Source organism: Acetobacterium sp., from assembly GCF_030652775.1.
In the GTDB taxonomy this organism is placed as follows: Bacteria; Bacillota; Clostridia; order Eubacteriales; family Eubacteriaceae; genus Acetobacterium.
Genome location: NZ_JAUSPS010000063.1, coordinates 49,854 through 69,115 on the forward strand (window position 1 = coordinate 49,854; position 19,262 = coordinate 69,115).

The following is a 19,262-nucleotide window of genomic DNA, read 5'->3' on the forward strand; positions in this document are numbered from 1 at the left end:
ATGAACATTCTGATGATTGCGACCAACAATATCAAGAAGGCCAAGGTGGCCACGGCCACCCTGATCATCCTGATTGCGATTGCCACTATTTTTCTCTATGTGGGCATCAGCGTGCTGTCCAATATGGACACCTTTATTGATGAAAAAAATGCCGAAACCAATGGCGCTCACTTGATCTCAATTACCGATGGCACCTACGATCAGGAGATTCAAGAAATTTATCAGTCTATTGAAGCCTATTCCTACAGTGAACGGGAAGAGGGGATGATGTCGATGTCGTCCTCATTTCAGAATATAAATACTGGGGAAGAGGCCAACAGCATCCCGGCGGTTTTTCTAAATCTGGATACCGCCCGGGAGATATCCCAGGTAAAGATTATTGATCAGGCCCAAAATATGCCGAAAAATGGCGTCATTGTCCCCTATGTATTAAAAGTAGCCAATGGCTATCAAACTGGGGATACCCTAAAACTGACCGTGGATGATGCCAGTACCGAGCTTGAGATCGCCGGCTTCTATGAAGATCTGATGTTTGCCAGTCCTTCCAATGTCAGCATGTATAAATTGTTTCTGGGCTATCAGCAGTTCCAGGAATTCCTGGCGCAGCCGGAGTATGGCTCAAAATGCAGCTACATTGCGGTGATCACCGATGATATTAAGGGCACCGAAGCATTTGAATCCCAATATATTAAAGAAATAAAAACGATTATGCCGGAAGGCACGGGCAGCTATGCCTCCCTTAGTTATGGAACAATGAAAACGGGGGTGGCCATCTTTATCAATATCATTATGGCGGTGCTATTGTCCTTCTCGATTATCATTCTGGCGATTGCCGCCATCGTCATCAAGTTTTCAACCACCACCCACATTGAAAACAATATTAAAAATATCGGTACCCTGGAAGCCATGGGTTATACAACAAGACAGATCCTTGGTTCGATTCTGGTGGAATATCTGCTGATGACCGCAGTCGGATTTATGGTGGGACTGGGAGCCGCGCTGTTGATTTCACCGGTGATTACCAATGTAGTGTCATCGTCAATCGGGCTGCGTTGGGCCACCGGACTTTATCCCCAGGCGGTGCTGGCAAGTTTGGGCGTGATAACGATGGCAGTATTGGGAATTTCCTATTTCAGTGCCGCAAAAATCAAAAAAATCACCCCTTTAACAGCGCTGCGCAGCGGCATCGAAACCCATCATTTTGGGAAAAACCGCATCCCCCTGGATCAGACCAGGCTGAGCCTCAATACGGCCATGGGTTTTAAGTCGCTGATTTTCAATAAACGGCAGAATCTCATTGCCGGGTTGATCATCATGCTGCTAAGTCTGGTAACCGTGTTTTCGCTGGCGTCCTACTATAATTTTTCAGTCGACAAAACCGCCATGATCAAATTAATTGGACTGGAAACCGCCGAGGTTCAAGTGACGGCATTGGCGGATGAAGCGAAGATATTCGAAGAAATTGCCGCGATGCCGGGAGTTGAAGATACCATAAGGCTCAATTCTTTTGATGGCATGATTAAATTTAAAGATAAGGAAAGCAGTGCCAATACCCGAGTAACCGCAGACTACAGCCGCCTGAAAGTTAACACCTGCGTGAAGGGCAGGATGCCGGTACATGATAATGAGATCGCCATCACCAGTATTGTGCTGGATAATCTGGGCGCCCAGATGGGGGATACGGTGTCGATCGACTATAACGGCACAACCCGGGAATTTCTGGTGGTGGGAGTCACCCAGCAGTTCAATATGCTGGGCCGAGGCGCTGCCATTACCACCGCCGGGATGAAAAAACTGGTACCGTCCTATCAGGAGCAAAATCTGATGATCTATCTGGCGGAGGGTCAGGATACCGAAAAGTTTGTCACTAAAATAAATAATCAATACGGGACTGATAAACTACAAACCAACAGCTATTTTGCGTCTATCGAAATGATGCTGGATTCCTTTGAAGCGTCGATAAAAATTGTCGTGACCGGCTGTCTGGGGATTATTGCCGTGATTATTGTGTTCGTCCTATTTCTGGTGATCCGGGTGCGGATCTTGCGTGAGCGAACCCGACTGGGGGTTTCCAAGGCCCTTGGTTTTACCGCCAATCAGCTGATCGGGCAGATCTTAATCAGTGAGATGCCGGTCATTATTGGGGCTGCGGTGGTGGGGGCCATTGCTGGCTATTTTGCCACCAATCCGATGCTGGCGCTGATGCTGGCGGCCAATGGGATCCTGAATTGTGATTTTTATGTCGCGCCCAGTTTGGTCGTGTTCACCGCCATCGGAATCAGCCTGCTGGGACTGGTAACCGTGCTGATCGTTGCCGGCAAGATCAGAAAAATCAGCCCCTGCCAGATGTTTGAAGAAGGGGTGGACTAAAAAGCTAATAAAAAATGTATTTACAAAGAAAGACCAATATGTTATTATGACCACAAGTCACATGACTTGTGGTCATAATTATTTGGAGGGATAAATAAATGCCAAAGCGTACATTTTTTAACTTACCAGAGGAAAAGAAAGACAAGATCATCGCCGTCGCGATTGATGAATTTGCACAAAATCATTATGAAAAGGTAACAATAAATAAGATCGTCGAACGAGCAGAGATTCCGAAGGGCAGCTTTTACCAGTATTTTGAAAATAAAGATGACTTGTACATTTTTTTGTTTGGTCAAATTGGAAATTCAAAAAAAAATAACCTTGAGGGATCAAAAGAGAAAATTAACCAATTGGATTTTAAATCCTACCTTGTTTTATTACTTGAAGCAGGAAGTCGGTTTGAAACAAAGGATCTCAAAATTACAGAACTCAAGAATCGCTTTATTAATGAATGCCCGCAAGAAATCAGAAAGAAAATACTGAGTAATGAATTTCCGAAGAGTTATGGATTGCTTGCGGACGTGATCCGATTGTATATAAAAAAAGGGGAGTTGCGAGAAAACCTCGATATCGAAATGGCAGCGTATGTCATTACCCATGCGGTGGCGAATATCGAGTTTTATCAAAATGATGATGGTTCAAGTATCAAAGACTTAGGCGCACGGATATTGGCCGTTGTCATTGAAGGGATGCAGTCCGATTCAGGTGGAGAAAATAGGAAGGGAGCATAGGCCATGTTAACCAAGCAGGATTTAATTCAAGATGAAAAATACCTGAAATTAAATGAAGCCAGTGAGTTTGTCATTGATACAGGTGAGAACCTCGAAATTATCGATTTTCATACGCACATGTGCAATGTCCTGCCGATTAGGCATGTCGATCCAAATTCAAAAGGAAATAAACTCACATTTCCGACACTTCCGGCTATTGAAAAGATTGATTTTTCAGTGCCTTACTGGACAAAAGAAGAACCAGGTATTAACCGGAAAGGCATGATGCCGGTCTTTCGCTATGCGCAAAATGCCTATGCGGTGCTACAGGACATGAAAAAAGGCGGAACTTACGACAATTGTTTTAAGTCTCAAGCGGATAATAAGATCGGCATCAATGTCGTGCTGCCATTGAGTACAAAAAAATGCGACTGCTCACCAGAGGCATTAAGAATTGCCGCTGATCATCCGAGCCGCTTTATGGCATTTTGTTCGGTTCATCCTGATGATCCCGAGATGAAGGAAAAAATTGTAAAATACAAAGCCCTGGGTGCAAAAGGTTTTAAACTCAAAATATCGGACATTGAGCTTAAAAATGATTTTGTTTCATTAATGACGTTGTTTAGAACCTGTCATGAAGCAGAATTGCCGGTTATCTTGCATACCGGGTCAATTCCAGTGGATCAAGAAAGGACATCTAAACTGCTATGGAAGTTTTTAAAATCAACCCGGGTCGAATTATTTGGTCAGCTGCTGGGGGAAATGCCAAAAGATTTTGTCTTCATCTTCGGTCATAGTGGTGTTTCAGAATATCAGCTGGTCGCCGAATATTTGAAAAAGTTTCCGGCAACTTATGCAGAATTGTCAAGTCAATCCCAGCACAGCATCAAATATTTAATCGACACGGTCGGTTATGAAAGACTGTTATTTGGCTCGGATTGGCCAGCTTTGCCCCAGGCAATCACGCTTTCGCGCATACTAATGGCAACTGCAGAAAATAAAGAAGCAAGAGATCATATCCTTAACAAAAATGCGAAAAGACTACTAAATCAAGCATAAGATAATTATTTAAAGCCATGATGCCATTTGCGGCATCATGGCTTTTTTTTCAAAAAGGGATTAATTTTTTCGAGCACTCTGATATAATAAAAAATGATTGAACACATAATTGAAATAATGATTGAGCTAATGAAGGGATGGTGCGTAGAAGATGCCATTTGAAATCATCCGAAACGATATTACTAAAATGACGGTGGACATTATTGTCAACGCTGCCAATACTGGTCTGAAAATGGGCGGTGGGGTTTGTGGGGCGATCTTTGCCGCAGCCGGGGCGGACCAGCTCCAGGCGGAGTGTGACCGGATTGGTGGCTGCGCGGTGGGAGAAGCAGTGATCACCGGAGGGTATCAGTTGCCGGCAAAGAGCATCATCCACACCGTTGGGCCGGTCTGGCAGGGTGGCGGTGCCGATGAGGCCAGGCTGCTGCATCGGGCCTATACCAGTTCCTTGCAGCTGGCTCTGAAACAGGATTGTAAAACGATTGCCTTTCCACTGATTTCATCGGGCATCTATGGCTATCCCAAGGATCAGGCCTTGAAGATTGCAGTGGCGGCCATCGCGGAATTTTTGCTGGAAAATGAGCTGCTGGTTTATCTGGTGGTTTTTGATAAAAAGGCCTTTGTTTTCAGTGAGAAGCTGTTTAATGATATCGAAAAATATATTGATGACCACTATGTGGATGAACATCTGGTTTATGAACGAAATATGGAAGTTGAGCCGGAGCTGTCTCAGTATAATCGGGTTCGCATGACCGCTCCGCAAGAAAAGCTGGCGGAACATCAGCCCTTTATGCCGGCCCCGTCGGTACCAGTCAAAAGAAGTCTGGCCGATGTGCTGGGGCAGTTGGATGAGTCATTTTCAGAAATGCTGCTGCGGCTGATAGACGAAAAGGGCATGACCGATGTCGAGACCTATAAAAAAGCCAATATTGATCGGAAATTGTTTTCCAAGATCCGCAGTAAAAAAGAGTATAATCCCAGCAAAGCAACTGCCATTGCCTTTGCGATTGCCCTGGAGCTGAATCTGGACGAAACCCATGATCTGCTGGGGCGGGCTGGCTATACCCTGTCCCACAGCCATACCTTTGATCTGATTATTGAATATTTCATTAGTGCCGGAAACTATGACATCTATGAAATCAACGAAGCCCTTTTTGCCTTTGACCAGGCTCTGCTGGGTGCCTGATTGTCGTTTTGAAAGCGACCAACGGCCAGGCTAATCGTGTTATCCTTTGGTTATCAAAGAAACGGAGGATAATACGATGAACACAAACGAAAACAAAACAACTAAAACCGAACTGGTTTTTATTCTGGATAAAAGCGGCTCAATGTCAGGATTGGAAAGCGATACCATCGGCGGTTACAATGCCATGCTCAAAAAACAACAACAAGCTCCCGGAGCAGCCCGGGTCACGACCGTGCTTTTTGATGATGGTTATGAGGTACTCCACGACCGGATTGATATCCAGGGCGTTGCCCCGATTACTGAAAATGAATACTATGTCGGCGGCTGCACTGCCCTGCTGGATGCGATCGGAAAAACCATCCACAAGATTGTTAACGCCCAGCGCTACACCCAGCCGGAGCATCGGTCGGATCAGGTTATTTTTGTGATCACCACCGATGGGCTGGAGAATGCCAGCCGGGAATACACCTATGAAAAGATCAAGGAGCTGATTGAACGGGAGAAAACCCAGTACCAGTGGGAATTCATTTTTCTGGGGGCCAATATCGATGCCATCGAAACCGCCGCCCGGTTTGGGATCGCTGCTGACAGAGCTGCCAATTATCATGCTGATGGCGTCGGAACCCGCTTAAACTATCGGGTCGTCAGCGATGTGGTTTGTGAAATGCGAGCCAGTAATCCGATTCCCGCCAATTGGAAGGCTGAGATTGATGAAGACTATAAAAGTCGGAGAGAACCCCCAAAAAAGCAACAGCGTTGAAATAATGTTTAGGAAGCTGCAAAAATTAGGCAAACAAGCCGCCAAATACCCAGGTGTATTTGGAGGCTTGTTTTATCGGAAGATGAACAGTATGTTTTGACTTTGTATGTTTGATTTAGTATATTTTGATCCAATACGCTTAGAATTCTCACTTCACACGCATTTTTTTATTTCCAGTGGATGGCCCGGTTTTCCGTCGCCAGAGCAGCCTCTTTAATTGCTTCGCCAACGGTGGGGTGGGCATGAATGGTGGAAATAATCTCTTCGACCGTCGATTCTAGCCGTAATGCCAGCGCTCCTTCAACAATCAGGTCGGTGGCGCGGGGACCGAGGATATGGACGCCTACCACTTCTTTGTATTTTTTATGGGAAATAATTTTGACCATTCCCTCGGTATCGCCCATAATCAGCGATTTGCCATTGGCCGCCAGCGGAAATCGGCCGATCGAATAATCTTTTTCATTGCCCCGGATAGCTTCTTGAGTCAGACCCACCCCGGCAAATTCCGGACTGGTATAGACGCAGGAAGGATTGGTTTTCTCGTCATAGCTGGCTGCATGACCCATGGCATTTTCGGCAGCGATCTCCCCTTGCTGAGAGGCCACATGAGCCAGCATGGTTTTGCCCAGACAATCCCCAACGGCATAAACATTTTCCAGGTTTGTCTGCATTTGCGGATTGACAATAATTCCCTTTTTATCCCAGTTAATGGTCGTGTTTTCCAGTCCCAGACCATTTAGTTCGGCTTTCCGTCCAATTGCGACCAGTACCTTATCGCCGGAGATATCACTGTCATTTCCGTCTTTTTTAATCTTAACCATCATTTGACTATCATCAGCCTGGACTGACAATACCTGAGCACCGGTTAAAATTTCGATCCCATCTCGTACCAGTTTTTTTAGCAGCATTTCTCCCAATTCGCCGTCCATTAACGGCAGAATTCCTGGCTGCATTTCCACAACGGTCACCTTTGAGCCAAACTGATTATAAACCGACGCCATTTCCACACCAATGACGCCGCCACCAATAATCACCAGCCGTTCCGGAACGTGATCTAAAGACAAGGCTCCGGTAGAATCCAGGCAGTTGGGATGATCAATACCGGGAATCGGCGGAAGTGCTGGTAACGAACCGCTGGCAATGATAATTTTATCCGGTCGTAGCTCGTCAGTTTTACCGGACGCTTCAGTCACCAGTAAGACCTCGTTGCTTAAAAACTGGGCTGTGCCAGCGATAATGTTAACCCCGTTGGCCTTAAGCAGTCCTTTGACGCCGCCAGCCAGTTTGGTGCTGATTTTGTCCTTATGCTGTTGGATTTTTTTCCAGTCATAACCGACCTCAGGAATGACTAAGCCGATTTTGGCAGAATTTTTAGCTTCGGTCAGCACCTCAGCAGAATGGAGCAGGGCCTTAGTGGGGATACAACCCACATTTAAGCAGGTGCCGCCCAACTTTTCCTTTTCGATCAGGGTGACCTGGGCTCCCAATTGGGCAGCTCGAATGGCGGCCACGTAGCCTCCGGGACCACCACCAATTATGGCAATATGGTTCATATTTTTACCTTCTTTCACAGCACTTAAACCAATAGCAGCGCAGGGTTTTCAAGATATTCCCCAATCCGCTGTAAGAACTGAGCAGCCAAAGCCCCGTCAATGATGCGGTGGTCAGCGGTGAGGCTCAGATTCATCATCGGTCGAATGGTGATTTGACCACCACTAACAACCGGGGTATCGACCATGGCGTCAATGCCTAAAATAGCCAGCTCGGGTTGATTGATAATCGGCGAAAAGGAGGTGATCCCATAAGCGCCCAGATTAGTCAGAGTAAAAGTTCCGCCGCTCAGGTCGTCCATATTGGTATGGCCGGATTTGGCTTCGGCAATCAGTTTTTCGGTTTCTTCAGCAATCTGAGATAAGGATTTGGTGTCACAGCTTTTTACATTAGGCACCAATAGTCCTGAATCCAGTCCGATGGCCAGACCGATATGGGCATGGGGATGAAGAATTAGGGTATCATCAACCAGGCTACCATTAAGATGCGGATACTCCAGCAAGGCCTGGGCGCAGACTTTCATAATAATATGATTAAAGGTCAGTTTGAGACCCCGTTTTTCAAATTCGGGTTTTAAGCGAGAGCGGAATTCTTTCATTGCAGTGGCATCTACTGGCCGGGTATAGGTGACCCGAGGTGAGGTGCTCCAGCTTTCGCTCATCCGCTTGGCAATGGTTTTGCGCATACCCTTCAGCCGGATGGTTTCAGGAAGCTTTTCGACAGGTACCTGATCGGCTACCAGGGCGGCCACATCTTTTTTCATAATCCGACCATCGCCAGATACGGTGCTTAAATCAATGCCGGACGCATCGGCCATTTTTTTAGCAACTGGAGAAACTGAGACCTTTTGGTCAGCTTCGGTTGTCGGCGTATAATTGTTGACATCGTCCACGGTGATGCTGCCCTTGGAGCCAGTGCCGGTGATTAAACAAAGATCAATTCCTTTTTCTTTAGCCAGCTTTTTAGCCAACGGTGAAGCATTGATCCGGCCGCCAGCTGATTTAGCAGGCGTTTCAGCAATAACGGGAGCAGCTACGGGCGCCGTCGCCTCATCCGCACTGAGAGCAGCACCGCCGGATAATAAAGCGGAAATATCTTCATTGGCTTCGCCGATGATTGCGATCGGTTCCAGGCAGGTAACAGTCGCCCCGTCAGTTTCGATAATTTTTAGCAGCACCCCAGCTTTGGGGGATTCAAATTCATTGGTCAGTTTATCAGTTTCGATTTCGCAGAGAATATCGCCTTCGGCAATCGCATCCCCCACAGCCACATTCCAGCTGGCAATGGTGCCTTCTGTCATTGTCAGCCCGAACTTGGGCATGACGATTAATTGTGCCATAATAACCTCCGTATTTTTTGATTTCATTGAACCGTAACCTTGCTGGAGCAAGGTTACGGCTAGGTTGTCGGGACTACTTTATCCCTGTTTTCTAATGGGTAATACTAATTGATTAGGAATTAAGCCATGACTTCCTTGACGGCATTGTAGATGTCGACGTCGTTGGGCAGGACAAAGTTTTCCAGGTTGGGTGCAAAGGGAATTGGGGTGTCCAGGGCGTTGACCCGTCTGATCGGGGCATCCAGACTGAAGAAACAGGATTCCGAAATCATCGCTGCCAGTTCGCCAGCAAAGCTGCCGCGTTTGACTTCTTCGGTGGCAATAACCACCCGGGTTGTTTTTTTAATCGAATTGAAAATCATATTCTTATCCAGAGGATACAGGGTTCGGGGATCAATAACTTCCACGGAAATCCCTTCCTTCTCCAGTTTGGCAGCTGCTTTAAGAGCCTCATGAACCATTTTACCAGTGGCAACCACGGTAATATCGGTTCCTGCCCGTTTGATGTCGCCGACACCTAATTTAATCGGGACAATCACATCATCGACATCGCCCTTCATGCCATACATCGCTTTATGCTCAACGAACATTACCGGATCTTCATCATCGATGGCGCTGAGCATTAGACCCAGGGCATCCTGTGGTGTGGATGGATAAACGACTTTTAATCCGGGAACATGTGTTAACCAGGCTTCTAATGATTGGGAATGTTGGGCTGCGGCACTAACACCACCGCCACCGGGTAAACGGACAACCATCGGAACGGAAATATTACCACCGAACATATAACGCATTTTAGCAGCCTGATTCACTAGCTGATCCATCCCAACGGTTAAAAAGTCAATAAACATCAACTCGGCAATGGGGCGTAAGCCAGTAGCCGCAGAACCGACGGCACAGCCGATGATAACGCCTTCAGAAATAGGGGTATCCCGGACTCGTTTTTCACCAAATTCATCGAAAAGACCGGCGGTGACACCAAAACAGCCACCAAAGGCGCCGACATCTTCTCCGAAAATACAAACATTTTCATCTTCCAGCATTCTTATGCGCATTCCTTCACGAATGGCTTCTCCATATGTCATTTGTTTCATCTTGAACGAACCTCCTCAACAATATCAAAGTAAATATCTTTTACCGCACTGGATAATTCCGGATAAGCGCTGGCATTGGCAAATTCAATTGCTTCAGCAATTTCTTTAACCACGGAGTCCTGGAGTGCTTTCAGTTCGGAAGCCGTTACGATTTCGCTATCGATCATGTGTTTCTCAATCCGTGGCATGGGATCTTTTTTCATCCACATTTCTTGCTCTTCGGTGGGTTTGTATTTACCGGGATCGCCTTCGAAATGGCCACGTTGACGGTAAGTTTTGCATTCGATGAGGGTCGGACCCTGACCTTTTCGGGCGCGTTTAACGGCTTCAACAGCGGCTTCGTGAACCGCAATAACGTCATTTCCATCGACCGAGATGCCCGGAATACCATAGGCGGAACCGCGGTCAGCAATATCTTTAATCGCCTGATGACGTGATTGACTCATGGAGATGCCGTAGCCATTGTTTTCACAAACAAAAACAACCGGCAGTTTCCAGATGCTGGCCAGATTCATCGACTCATGGAAGGTTCCCTGATTGGTTGAGGCATCGCCAAAAAAGCAGACGCAGACTTGGTCAGTGCCCCGGTATTGAGCACTGAAACCAGCTCCGACAGCCAGATTATGGCCGGCGCCAACGATGCCGTTGGCACCAAGAATGCCCTTGGTAGCATCGGCAATGTGCATGGAACCGCCTTTACCCTTACAGTAACCGGTTTCTTTTCCGTAGAGTTCGGCCATCATGTATTTCAGATCGCCGCCTTTAGCAATGATGTGACCGTGGCCACGGTGAGTACTAGTGATGTAGTCCGCATCGTTAAGAGCCTGGCAGACGCCAGTGGCAACAGCTTCTTCACCTAAATAGAGGTGCACAAAACCGGGGATGGCACCTTCGGCAAAAAGGTTCATGGCCTTTGTTTCAAATTCCCTGATCCGTTTCATGCGGATGTACATGTCTTTGATAATCGCTTTATCAAGTTTCATAAATTCAATGTTCTCCTTTTTTGTATTATCCAAAGATTTTAGATGACTTATCTAATAACAAGAACCGTGCCAACTTTTAAATTCAGCAGGACTTTTTTTGAAATGGCTTTAAAATAGGGTTTTATCTGAGAGTGGACTTTTTTGAACAAAAAAAAGATACGCCGGATTTCTCAGGCGTATCTCACTTTTGCGAATCACTTGTCTCAAATATGCGAAATTTCTCACATTTGAGACATATAACGATAATCTTTGATATCGATGTTGTATTTTTTTATTTTGCGGTAAAGCGAGGCTCGGCTCAGGCCCATCATTTCAGCAGAGGCCTCAACACTGCCGTGAGTTTCTTTCAAGATTTTTTCCAGATTGGCTTTGACCAGATCGTCCAGGGTGGGGCTGGCGGCCATCGGCAGGACTCGGGATTCTTCGCAATACTTTGGCAGGGGTGTCGGCAGATATTCTTTTGAAATAATCGGTTCGGGGCACAGGTAAAAGGTCCGTTCAATGTAATTCTGGAGCTCTCTGACATTGCCTGGCCAGGGGTGAAGCTTAAGACCTTCCAGAAATTCACTTGAAAAGGTTTTGGTATCTTCGGGATATTCCCGGTTGAGGCGATCCAGGAAGTGGGAAGCGGCCCAGACAATATCGTCTCCCCGGACCCGCAGCGGGGGAATGTGGAGATAAATCACATTCAGACGGAAATAGAGATCTTCCCGGAAGCTCTTGTTTTTGACCTCCTGCTCCAGACTTCGGTTGGTGGCGGCAATGATCCGGATATTCAGTTTGCGTTCGCTTTGGCCGCCGATTCGTGAAACGGTATTCGTTTCCACGACCCGGAGCAGTTTTGCCTGAACTTCCAGGGGCATTTCGCCAATTTCGTCCAGAAAAATCGTCCCGCCTTCGGCTAATTCAAACTTTCCCGGTTTGCCTTCGCTGAGAGCCCCGGTAAAAGCGCCTTTGCAATAGCCAAACAGTTCGCTTTCGACCAGATCCCGAGGCAGACAGGCGCAATTGACGACGATAAAAGGACCCTGGGAAAAGGCACTGGCCCGGTGAATCGCATGGGCAAACATCCCTTTACCAGTACCACTTTCCCCTTCGATGAGGATCGCTTTTTTAAACCGAGCCATTTTTTCAGCCGTTTTGATAATTATCCGCATCTGGGGGTTTTGGGTGATGATGTCATCAAAGGTATAGGTCGCCACGTTGCCGCTGACCCGGTTGACGGCGCTGTGAAGATGTTTGATTTCACGGATGCCGATGGAATAACCCTGAATTTTATCATTTTCCAGAATGCGCGAAATATTGGCGCTGCATTGAATTTTTCGACTGTCGATATGGGCGGTGACATCGGTATAGTAGTGGGTGGTTTCATCCGTATTCCAGATTTCACCGTCAACGTCCATTTTTTTAAAGATTTTTTTAAAGCCGATGTCATTGAATTCGTCCATGTTAATCCGCAGCACCTTCTGGGCACCAACATTCATCCATTGCAGATTAAAGTTCTCATCGGTGACCAGAATCCCATCTTCAGTGCTGTCCAGGGAGGCCGACATCGAGCGATAAGTATGGGATAGCGCCAGTTCATTTTCGATGCTGTAAGCCGCCGCCACGACTATCCCGAGCGTATGGGAGTGGAGCTTGTGGCTTTCGCCGGACATGTTGAGGACGCCGATGATCTCCCCTTTGACATTGTGGATGGTGGTGGCGGAACAGGTCCAGGTATGATGGGAAACACAGTAGTGCTCAGGACCCACTACGTGAACCGGTCCATCTTCATCCAGGGCGATGCCGATGGCGTTAGAGCCTACCGCCTCATTTGTCCAGACGGTACCCTTTAAAAAACGCAGCTCGGAAGCCCGCATACTGACCACCTCATCGCCGATGGTGTCCAGGAGGACACCGTTTTTGTCGGTTAAAACCAAAACAAAATGGGAAGATAAAACGATTTCATAAAGGTTCTGCATAATTGGCTGGGCGATTTTAATCAGTTCCCGGTTTTCGGCTAATACCTGCGCCAATTGGCGGGTATCGATGTTTTCGCCCTTACCGCCGTTTATATTCATTTTTATTTTTTGGCAGTATTTCCAGGAACGCTGGATAATTGGCCGGGTATTTTCATCCAGAATTCCATGTTCAACAAAGTTTGTCCAATTGTCTTTGAGTTTATTCAGATCAGGTTCCATCTAAGTTAATCCTTTCTGGAAAGAATGCGGCAAAACGGCAGGACACAGGCAATATTATGCGGCAAATAGGATTGGCGATCAGGCTAGAGCAGCATCAGTCGGTCATCGATAGCTACAGCAGATGACAAAGAGTGGTGTTGTTTTTACCGATCTTGTTGATTCACATTATAGCGGAGTTTATTAAATAAATCAAAAATAATTGTAAAAAATAAGATTAACTTAAATTTTCCAATCAAAATCCCAAACACTGGCAGGACGGATGGGGGTTGGAGAAACAGCCAATTTGTGCTATATTGACTAAGTAAAACCTATCTTTGCGAAGAGTGATAAAGCAAAAATGACCGTTGAGGAGGAGCTTATGGACATCGAAATGAGACCACTAGGTCAGGCAGATTTGAAACAGAGCACAGAAATTTGGAATTTTATTGTCGCCGAAGCCAATAGTTTTCCCGGCGATCAGGTTCTTGGTGAAGCAGAAGCAGCCGTGATGTTTGCTCAGCAGACCGAAACAGTATGCGCCCTCAGTGAAAATGAAGTCGTCGGACTTTATATTCTTCACCCCAACAATATTGGCCGCTGCGGGCATATTGCCAATGCCTCGTTTGGGGTCAAACAAGCATATCGGGGCAAGGGCATCGGTCGTCGGCTAGTGGAAGATTGTCTTAAACGAAGCCGCGAAAGTGGTTTTAAAGGTCTCCAGTTTAATGCCGTGGTGTCCACCAATTATCCTGCCATAACCCTTTATCTGAAACTCGGTTTTAAAATCATTGGGACCATTAAAGAAGGCTATCGACTAAAAAATAACAGCTATGTCGATACCTTGATTTTTCTTAAAAGTTGGTAAAAGCGACTTAGCGCTAATTAATAAGAGCAGAAAGGGTGTGTAATCAATCGAACTATTAAAATTGAATGAAAAGGATTTTGAAAAAATATATGCACTGATGGAGTGTTCTTTTCCCATTGAAGAAGTCAGACCCCAGGAAAATGCCAAAGCTCAGCTGCGGGATCCTCATTATACGATATGGATTTCAAGAAATGAAGCTGATCTGATCCTTGCTTTTATTGCCGAGTGGGATCTGGGGTCAATAATTTTTCTGGAGCATTTTGCGGTGGAGCAAACTTTGCGGGGCGGAGGAATCGGTTCCCGAATGATGGCAGCCTATTTATCCCAGGCGGCAAAGCCGGTGGTGATTGAGGTAGAAGATGTGAAAACCGAAATCAGCGAGAGACGAATTGGTTTTTATCAGCGGCTGGGCTTTCATCTGTCCGAATATGGCTATGATCAGCCGGTGATGCGCGGCGATATCAGCAAAAAAATTCCCTTGAAGATGATGACCTATCCGGATCCCCTTTCAGCCGAAGGTTTTGAGCATTTCCGGCAGCAGGTATTTAGCCAAATCTATAAAATTACCAAAACATAATAACAAAAAAGGATGAATTGCAACTTTTAAATTCATCCTTTTTGTTTGTTTTAGAGAAAGGTGACTTGATTTTTGCCGTTGCTCTTAGATTCATAAAGCGCCTTGTCAGCCCGGCGAATAATCGTGTCTTCAGTATCAATATCAATGGCTTGTGTTACCCCAATGCTGACGGTAACGTTAAATTCCGAAAGCAGCGGGTCATTGAGAATCTCCAGCCGCAGCGTTTCAAGTTTTTCAGCGGCTAAAATACCCGAAAGGAAGATGATGCCGCTGAACTCATCACCACCCCAACGGGTGATGAGATGATCACTTAGGGTGTTTTTGGAAAGCGTCATCACATGTTTTAAAATTTTGTCGCCTTGCAAGTGGCCATGGTTATCATTGACATCTTTAAAATGATCCAGATCCATTAAGAAAACGGACCAACCAACCTTGTTCTCATCGTTTTGAGCCAGCGTTGCTTTCAAATTCTGATCAAAATCCTTTCGATTGGAGAGGATTCCCAGATTATCCAGGAGGGCCAGTTTTTTCATTTGAGCATCATTTTTGTTGACGATTTGTTGAACAATCAAGAGAACCGAGGTTAGTACTAGGATGATAATAAATAGATCATAATATAACTGATTATTAAACGACTGGGCTAATTCAGCGGTATCTTTGCGGATGACGAGATACCAGTTGAGCTCTTCAATGTAGTGGCTGATGATATATTGCGGATTGTACAAATTATCGTCGTTAAAAACGTTGATCTTATCCGTTTTGTTATAAAGGGATGGACCGATTTTCGAATAGATTTCCAGATCGTTGATATTCTGATTTTCGATTAGATTCGGATTGGTATGAGCTTGGATCAATCCGTTTTCATCGACCAGGAAGGCTTCCAGATTATAGTCGCGTTCAAAAATTTCGAGAAGATCCTGAACATAGCTCATCTCAATACCGACCCCAGCGACACCGATCAGGTTACTCTGGTCATCCAATATTTTGCAATTGATGAAGATGGTCAGACGTTGATGATCCACCTGATCTTGATCGACATCCAGGAGATAAAGCTTGTCTTGATTGATGAAATCATAATACCATTGATCATGTTCATCCTGGGGAGAGATGGTTTTAAACAAACCATTATAATGAAAATAATTCAGCGATTTGGCCGATATTAAAAAGACCGAATGGTAGTCATATTTATTACGAAGGCCCTCCAGATAAGCAATGATTTCCTGATTGTTTTGTGAATCTTCCTGCTCAAGCCACTGCTTGACAAAGCTGTCATTGGCCATGGTCAGACTCACAAAAATAGGTTTAGTCAATTCGTTGTTGATTTCAGAATAGATATTGGTGGAGGTGAGCTTGGAAATATTAAGCACATCATCTTTAATGATCTTACTGTAAGTTGTAAAGCTGAAGAATACAATAGCCACAATACCAATGAGGATAATCAGTGAGATCAGCAGTCCGACTTTATTTCGTTGTTTCATAATTACCTCATCCAAATAGTTTTACAACAATTTTAAACATTAAAAAGAGGTTTTGTCAATCAAAATTGACAAAACCTAATTATTAGTAGCGGGCATTTATTTAAGTCGTTTCAGGTTTTAGATACTCAGATCAATGTGCTGAACAGTTCCGGCGGAACCATCTTCATTGAGATAGATCCCCGTTCGCTGTAGTTGACCATTGGTTTGATTATCAGCGCCTTTCAGGGCAAAGCTGGTGCTGACGTTGCCGAGATAAATCGCACCGACACCTTTTTGACCCAGCGCCATTAGAACATCTTTGCCAGCGGAATCTTTAGACCAGATCTGTAGTTTTTCATAGATTGCATCATTTTCATCGATCCAGTTATTACCATCCGAATCATATTTAGCCAGATCGGAAAAACCGTTGCCGCTTTGAGGACCGAAGAGTTCGCTGCCGTCATTGATTTTGCCATCGCCATTTGAATCCAGCGCCAAGAAGCCACTACCGGGACCAACAAAGGAAATTTGATCCAAGGTACCGTTGGCATCAATATCAAAGGCATATTTTTCGGCGGTGACCGATGCGCTTCCGGCATCGTAGTTGATCACCAGTGGATCAACTTGAACGGGTTGATTGCCTCCTTGAATTGTAAGGTTAGATTGGGACATAAATTCCCGGCTAAGATTTAACTGCAAATCAATATTGATCTGCCGGCCATCTGAAGTTGTGACCGATGCCTGTGCCTGAAATGAAGTACTTTGGGATTCATAATGGGTGACGCTCTGACTGTATTCAAAGCCGCCACCGGAAGAATTGCTAGCATTGCTGCGGGGTTGCGCACCGGCTAAACCCTGCGCCCATCCGGCGGCAGCAGCTTGGAGTGAACTCCGGTTGGAATAGGCACTTTGGATCGCCTGACTCATCTTGGGGTCTTCCAGCGTAACTTTTTTTGGCATCACGAATTTTATTTTTTTGCCGGTTAAGGCTTGAATCATCCGCTTCAATAAGGTCAGCTGTTGTTCTTCTTTGCTGGAGAGAGAGGCTGTTTCATCATCCGAGGGTACAGTTGATAGGGGGGGTAGCGTGTTTAACTGCAGATCTCTAGCCTGTTTTGATATTTCCAGGGTATCCATCCCCTTTGCTGAAGAATTGGTTATGGTTGTCGTTTTAGAGTTACCCTGAGCATCCCAGGTTTTCAAAGATTCGACTGCTTTGGTTGCTTCCTTATAACTGCTTTGGCTTGCCATTGCGACGGTTGAACTTTCGATTTTCATAAATCCACCTCCATGTTATTACGAAATGGTTACGCCAGAAAAAGACGCAATCCGTTGAATTTAATATCGGCAGAATGAAGAAAAAGATAAGTGCTAAATTAAATAAAGTTGATTATTTTTCAGAGCGAAAGGCTACTGTTTGGCCGTCCAGAATCATATTGGTGGTTCGCATTGCACACATTTTACCGCACATTGAGCAGCTATGTTTTTCTTCGGTGGGCGTGCTGTCATAATAGGCTTTTGCTTTTTCACCATCAATGGCCAGCTCAAACATCGTATCCCAGTCAATTTGTCGCCGGGCATCGGACATTTTGTTATCCCAGTCCCGGGCATTCGGGATACCCTTGGCAATGTCGGCGGCATGGGCGGCAATCTTGGTGGCAATGATACCGTCCTTAACATCATTGATATCCGGGAGCCGCAAATGCTCAGCAGGGGTTACATAACAAAGAAAATCAGCACCGTTGGCGGCGGCGATGGCACCGCCGATGGCAGCAGTAATATGGTCATAGCCCGGAGCGACATCGGTTACCAAGGGGCCAAGAACATAGAAGGGCGCATTGTGGCAGAGTTTTTTCTGGAAAACCATGTTGGCGGCAATCTCGTTGATGCTCATATGGCCGGGGCCTTCAACCATCACCTGGACATCTTTGGCCCAGGCCCGTTTGGTCAGATGACCCATCTCAATCAGTTCGCTGAGCTGAGAAGCATCGGAGCTATCATCAATACAGCCAGGGCGCAGCGCATCCCCCAAACTGATGGTGACATCAAACTCCCGGAGAATCTCCAGAAAATCATCGTAATATTCATAAAAGGGATTTTCATTGCCGGTCATTTCCATCCAGGCAAAAAGCAGGGAACCGCCCCGGGAGACAATATTGGTTCGTCGGCCAGCTCGTTTAAAGGCTTCCACTGCACGTTTATTTATACCGGCATGAATTGTCATAAAATCAACCCCTTCTTCAGCATGGGCTCGGACAACCCGCATAAAATCCTGGGCGGTGATCTCTAGCAGATCTTTTTCAAGATAACCGATGGCATCATACATCGGAACCGTGCCGATCATGGCCGGGGACATTGCAATGAGCTGTTTACGGAAGGTATTGGTTTTTCCGTAGTTGCTTAAATCCATAATCGCTTCGGCGCCATATTTCAAGGCTAAATTTACCTTTTCCAATTCGACTTGATAGTCTTTGCAGTCGCCAGATACCCCCAGATTGACATTGACTTTTGTTTTCAAACCAGTGCCAATGCCTTCGGCAGAAAGGGCATGATGCCAAATATTGGCTGGTATGGCAACCTGGCCGCAGGCGACCAGAGCCATGAGGTTATTAACATCCAGACCCTCCTTTTGAGCCACTGTTTCCATTTCTGGGGTGATGATCCCCTTTCTTGCCGCTTCCATTTGAGTGTTGTAATTTTTCACAGTATTTTCCTTTCAAATTAAGAATTTTGAGTATAAAAAAAGTGCTTTCCACAATAGGAAAGCACTGAAAGCACGTATTAGAAAATTAGCCAAAACGCCTTGCCTCCCTACGTTAGTATTAACTAACAGGTTCAAAGGGTCAGGTTTTAACCTTCTCAACTATATAAGTCCCCCCGCAAATGAGTATTTAATTGTCAGTATTATATCATCTTAAATATAAATGTCAAGATGTCGGACTGATTTAAAGCAATAATAGTTTGGTTCATTTGACCACAGATCATGAAAATAAAAAAATAGGGACTGTCATTTTTGTTTAATTATTGTTATGATAGGGTCATGAAGATGCGCTTTAAATATAACTATCCCAATGGATGGAAACGATCAGCAGGTGAGCGTAAATTAGCATTTGATCATCGTCTGATCGTGCGGCAAGCGCTCAATCGAA

At 45.6% G+C, this 19,262-nt stretch carries 15 protein-coding genes and 1 riboswitch; of the genes, 7 read left to right on the top strand and 8 right to left on the bottom strand.

Features of this window, described 5'->3' with window-relative positions:
• The 5 genes from Q7J41_RS11085 to Q7J41_RS11105 all read left to right on the top strand — a co-directional run bounded on the left by Q7J41_RS11085 (position 1) and on the right by Q7J41_RS11105 (position 6,085).
• Positions 1-2,370: an ABC transporter permease gene (locus tag Q7J41_RS11085; protein ID WP_304888054.1), complete on the top strand. Its 2,370-nt coding sequence runs from the start codon at positions 1-3 to the stop codon at positions 2,368-2,370.
• Positions 2,371-2,468: 98 nt separating this feature from the next.
• Entirely contained in the window at positions 2,469-3,101 is a 633-nt protein-coding gene (locus tag Q7J41_RS11090) for a TetR/AcrR family transcriptional regulator (RefSeq protein ID WP_304888055.1), read from the top strand.
• A gap of 3 nt (positions 3,102-3,104) precedes the next feature.
• A complete protein-coding gene (locus Q7J41_RS11095) occupies positions 3,105-4,139 on the top strand; it encodes an amidohydrolase family protein (protein WP_304888057.1) in 1,035 nt (344 codons plus the stop codon).
• Between the two features lie 151 nt (positions 4,140-4,290).
• Positions 4,291-5,325, top strand: coding sequence for a macro domain-containing protein (locus tag Q7J41_RS11100; protein ID WP_304888059.1), 1,035 nt, complete (start codon positions 4,291-4,293; stop codon positions 5,323-5,325).
• Positions 5,326-5,401: 76 nt separating this feature from the next.
• Complete coding sequence (locus Q7J41_RS11105; protein ID WP_304888061.1) at positions 5,402-6,085, top strand: vWA domain-containing protein; 684 nt, start codon at positions 5,402-5,404, stop codon at positions 6,083-6,085.
• Positions 6,086-6,252: 167 nt separating this feature from the next.
• Here Q7J41_RS11105 and lpdA read toward each other — a convergent pair whose 3' ends face one another.
• The 5 genes from lpdA to Q7J41_RS11130 form a co-directional block, all read right to left on the bottom strand.
• Positions 6,253-7,638 (bottom strand): dihydrolipoyl dehydrogenase, encoded by a 1,386-nt coding sequence (lpdA, locus tag Q7J41_RS11110; protein ID WP_304888062.1) that lies wholly within the window; start codon positions 7,636-7,638, stop codon positions 6,253-6,255.
• A 23-nt stretch (positions 7,639-7,661) separates the two neighbouring features.
• Positions 7,662-8,975 (bottom strand): dihydrolipoamide acetyltransferase family protein, encoded by a 1,314-nt coding sequence (locus Q7J41_RS11115; protein ID WP_304888064.1) that lies wholly within the window; start codon positions 8,973-8,975, stop codon positions 7,662-7,664.
• 119 nt (positions 8,976-9,094) lie between these two features.
• Positions 9,095-10,069, bottom strand: coding sequence for an alpha-ketoacid dehydrogenase subunit beta (locus Q7J41_RS11120; RefSeq protein ID WP_304888066.1), 975 nt, complete (start codon positions 10,067-10,069; stop codon positions 9,095-9,097).
• A complete protein-coding gene (locus Q7J41_RS11125; RefSeq protein ID WP_304888068.1) occupies positions 10,066-11,052 on the bottom strand; it encodes a thiamine pyrophosphate-dependent dehydrogenase E1 component subunit alpha in 987 nt (328 codons plus the stop codon). Before Q7J41_RS11125 ends, Q7J41_RS11120 begins: the two co-directional genes overlap by 4 nt.
• A gap of 221 nt (positions 11,053-11,273) precedes the next feature.
• On the bottom strand, positions 11,274-13,235 hold the full coding sequence (locus Q7J41_RS11130; RefSeq protein ID WP_304888070.1) for a sigma-54-dependent Fis family transcriptional regulator: 1,962 nt from the start codon (positions 13,233-13,235) through the stop codon (positions 11,274-11,276).
• A 358-nt stretch (positions 13,236-13,593) separates the two neighbouring features.
• Between Q7J41_RS11130 and Q7J41_RS11135 the strand changes: the two genes are divergently transcribed.
• The gene (locus tag Q7J41_RS11135) at positions 13,594-14,079 is read left to right on the top strand and encodes a GNAT family N-acetyltransferase (RefSeq protein WP_304888072.1); all 486 of its coding nucleotides are present in this window, start codon (positions 13,594-13,596) and stop codon (positions 14,077-14,079) included.
• Positions 14,080-14,140: 61 nt separating this feature from the next.
• Positions 14,141-14,656 carry a GNAT family N-acetyltransferase gene (locus Q7J41_RS11140; RefSeq protein WP_304888074.1) on the top strand — a complete coding sequence of 172 codons (516 nt, stop codon included), beginning with the start codon at positions 14,141-14,143 and terminating at the stop codon, positions 14,654-14,656.
• 50 nt (positions 14,657-14,706) lie between these two features.
• Here the strand turns inward: Q7J41_RS11140 and Q7J41_RS11145 are convergent, their stop codons facing one another.
• From Q7J41_RS11145 to thiC, 3 genes are all read right to left on the bottom strand, one after another.
• Positions 14,707-16,134: a sensor domain-containing diguanylate cyclase gene (locus Q7J41_RS11145; protein WP_304888075.1), complete on the bottom strand. Its 1,428-nt coding sequence runs from the start codon at positions 16,132-16,134 to the stop codon at positions 14,707-14,709.
• A 117-nt stretch (positions 16,135-16,251) separates the two neighbouring features.
• Positions 16,252-17,391 carry a hypothetical protein gene (locus tag Q7J41_RS11150; protein ID WP_304888077.1) on the bottom strand — a complete coding sequence of 380 codons (1,140 nt, stop codon included), beginning with the start codon at positions 17,389-17,391 and terminating at the stop codon, positions 16,252-16,254.
• 112 nt (positions 17,392-17,503) lie between these two features.
• A complete protein-coding gene (gene thiC / locus Q7J41_RS11155) occupies positions 17,504-18,796 on the bottom strand; it encodes a phosphomethylpyrimidine synthase ThiC (RefSeq protein ID WP_304888143.1) in 1,293 nt (430 codons plus the stop codon).
• Between the two features lie 107 nt (positions 18,797-18,903).
• Positions 18,904-19,002: riboswitch (TPP riboswitch) on the bottom strand.
• Between the last annotated feature and the right edge of the window lie 260 nt (positions 19,003-19,262).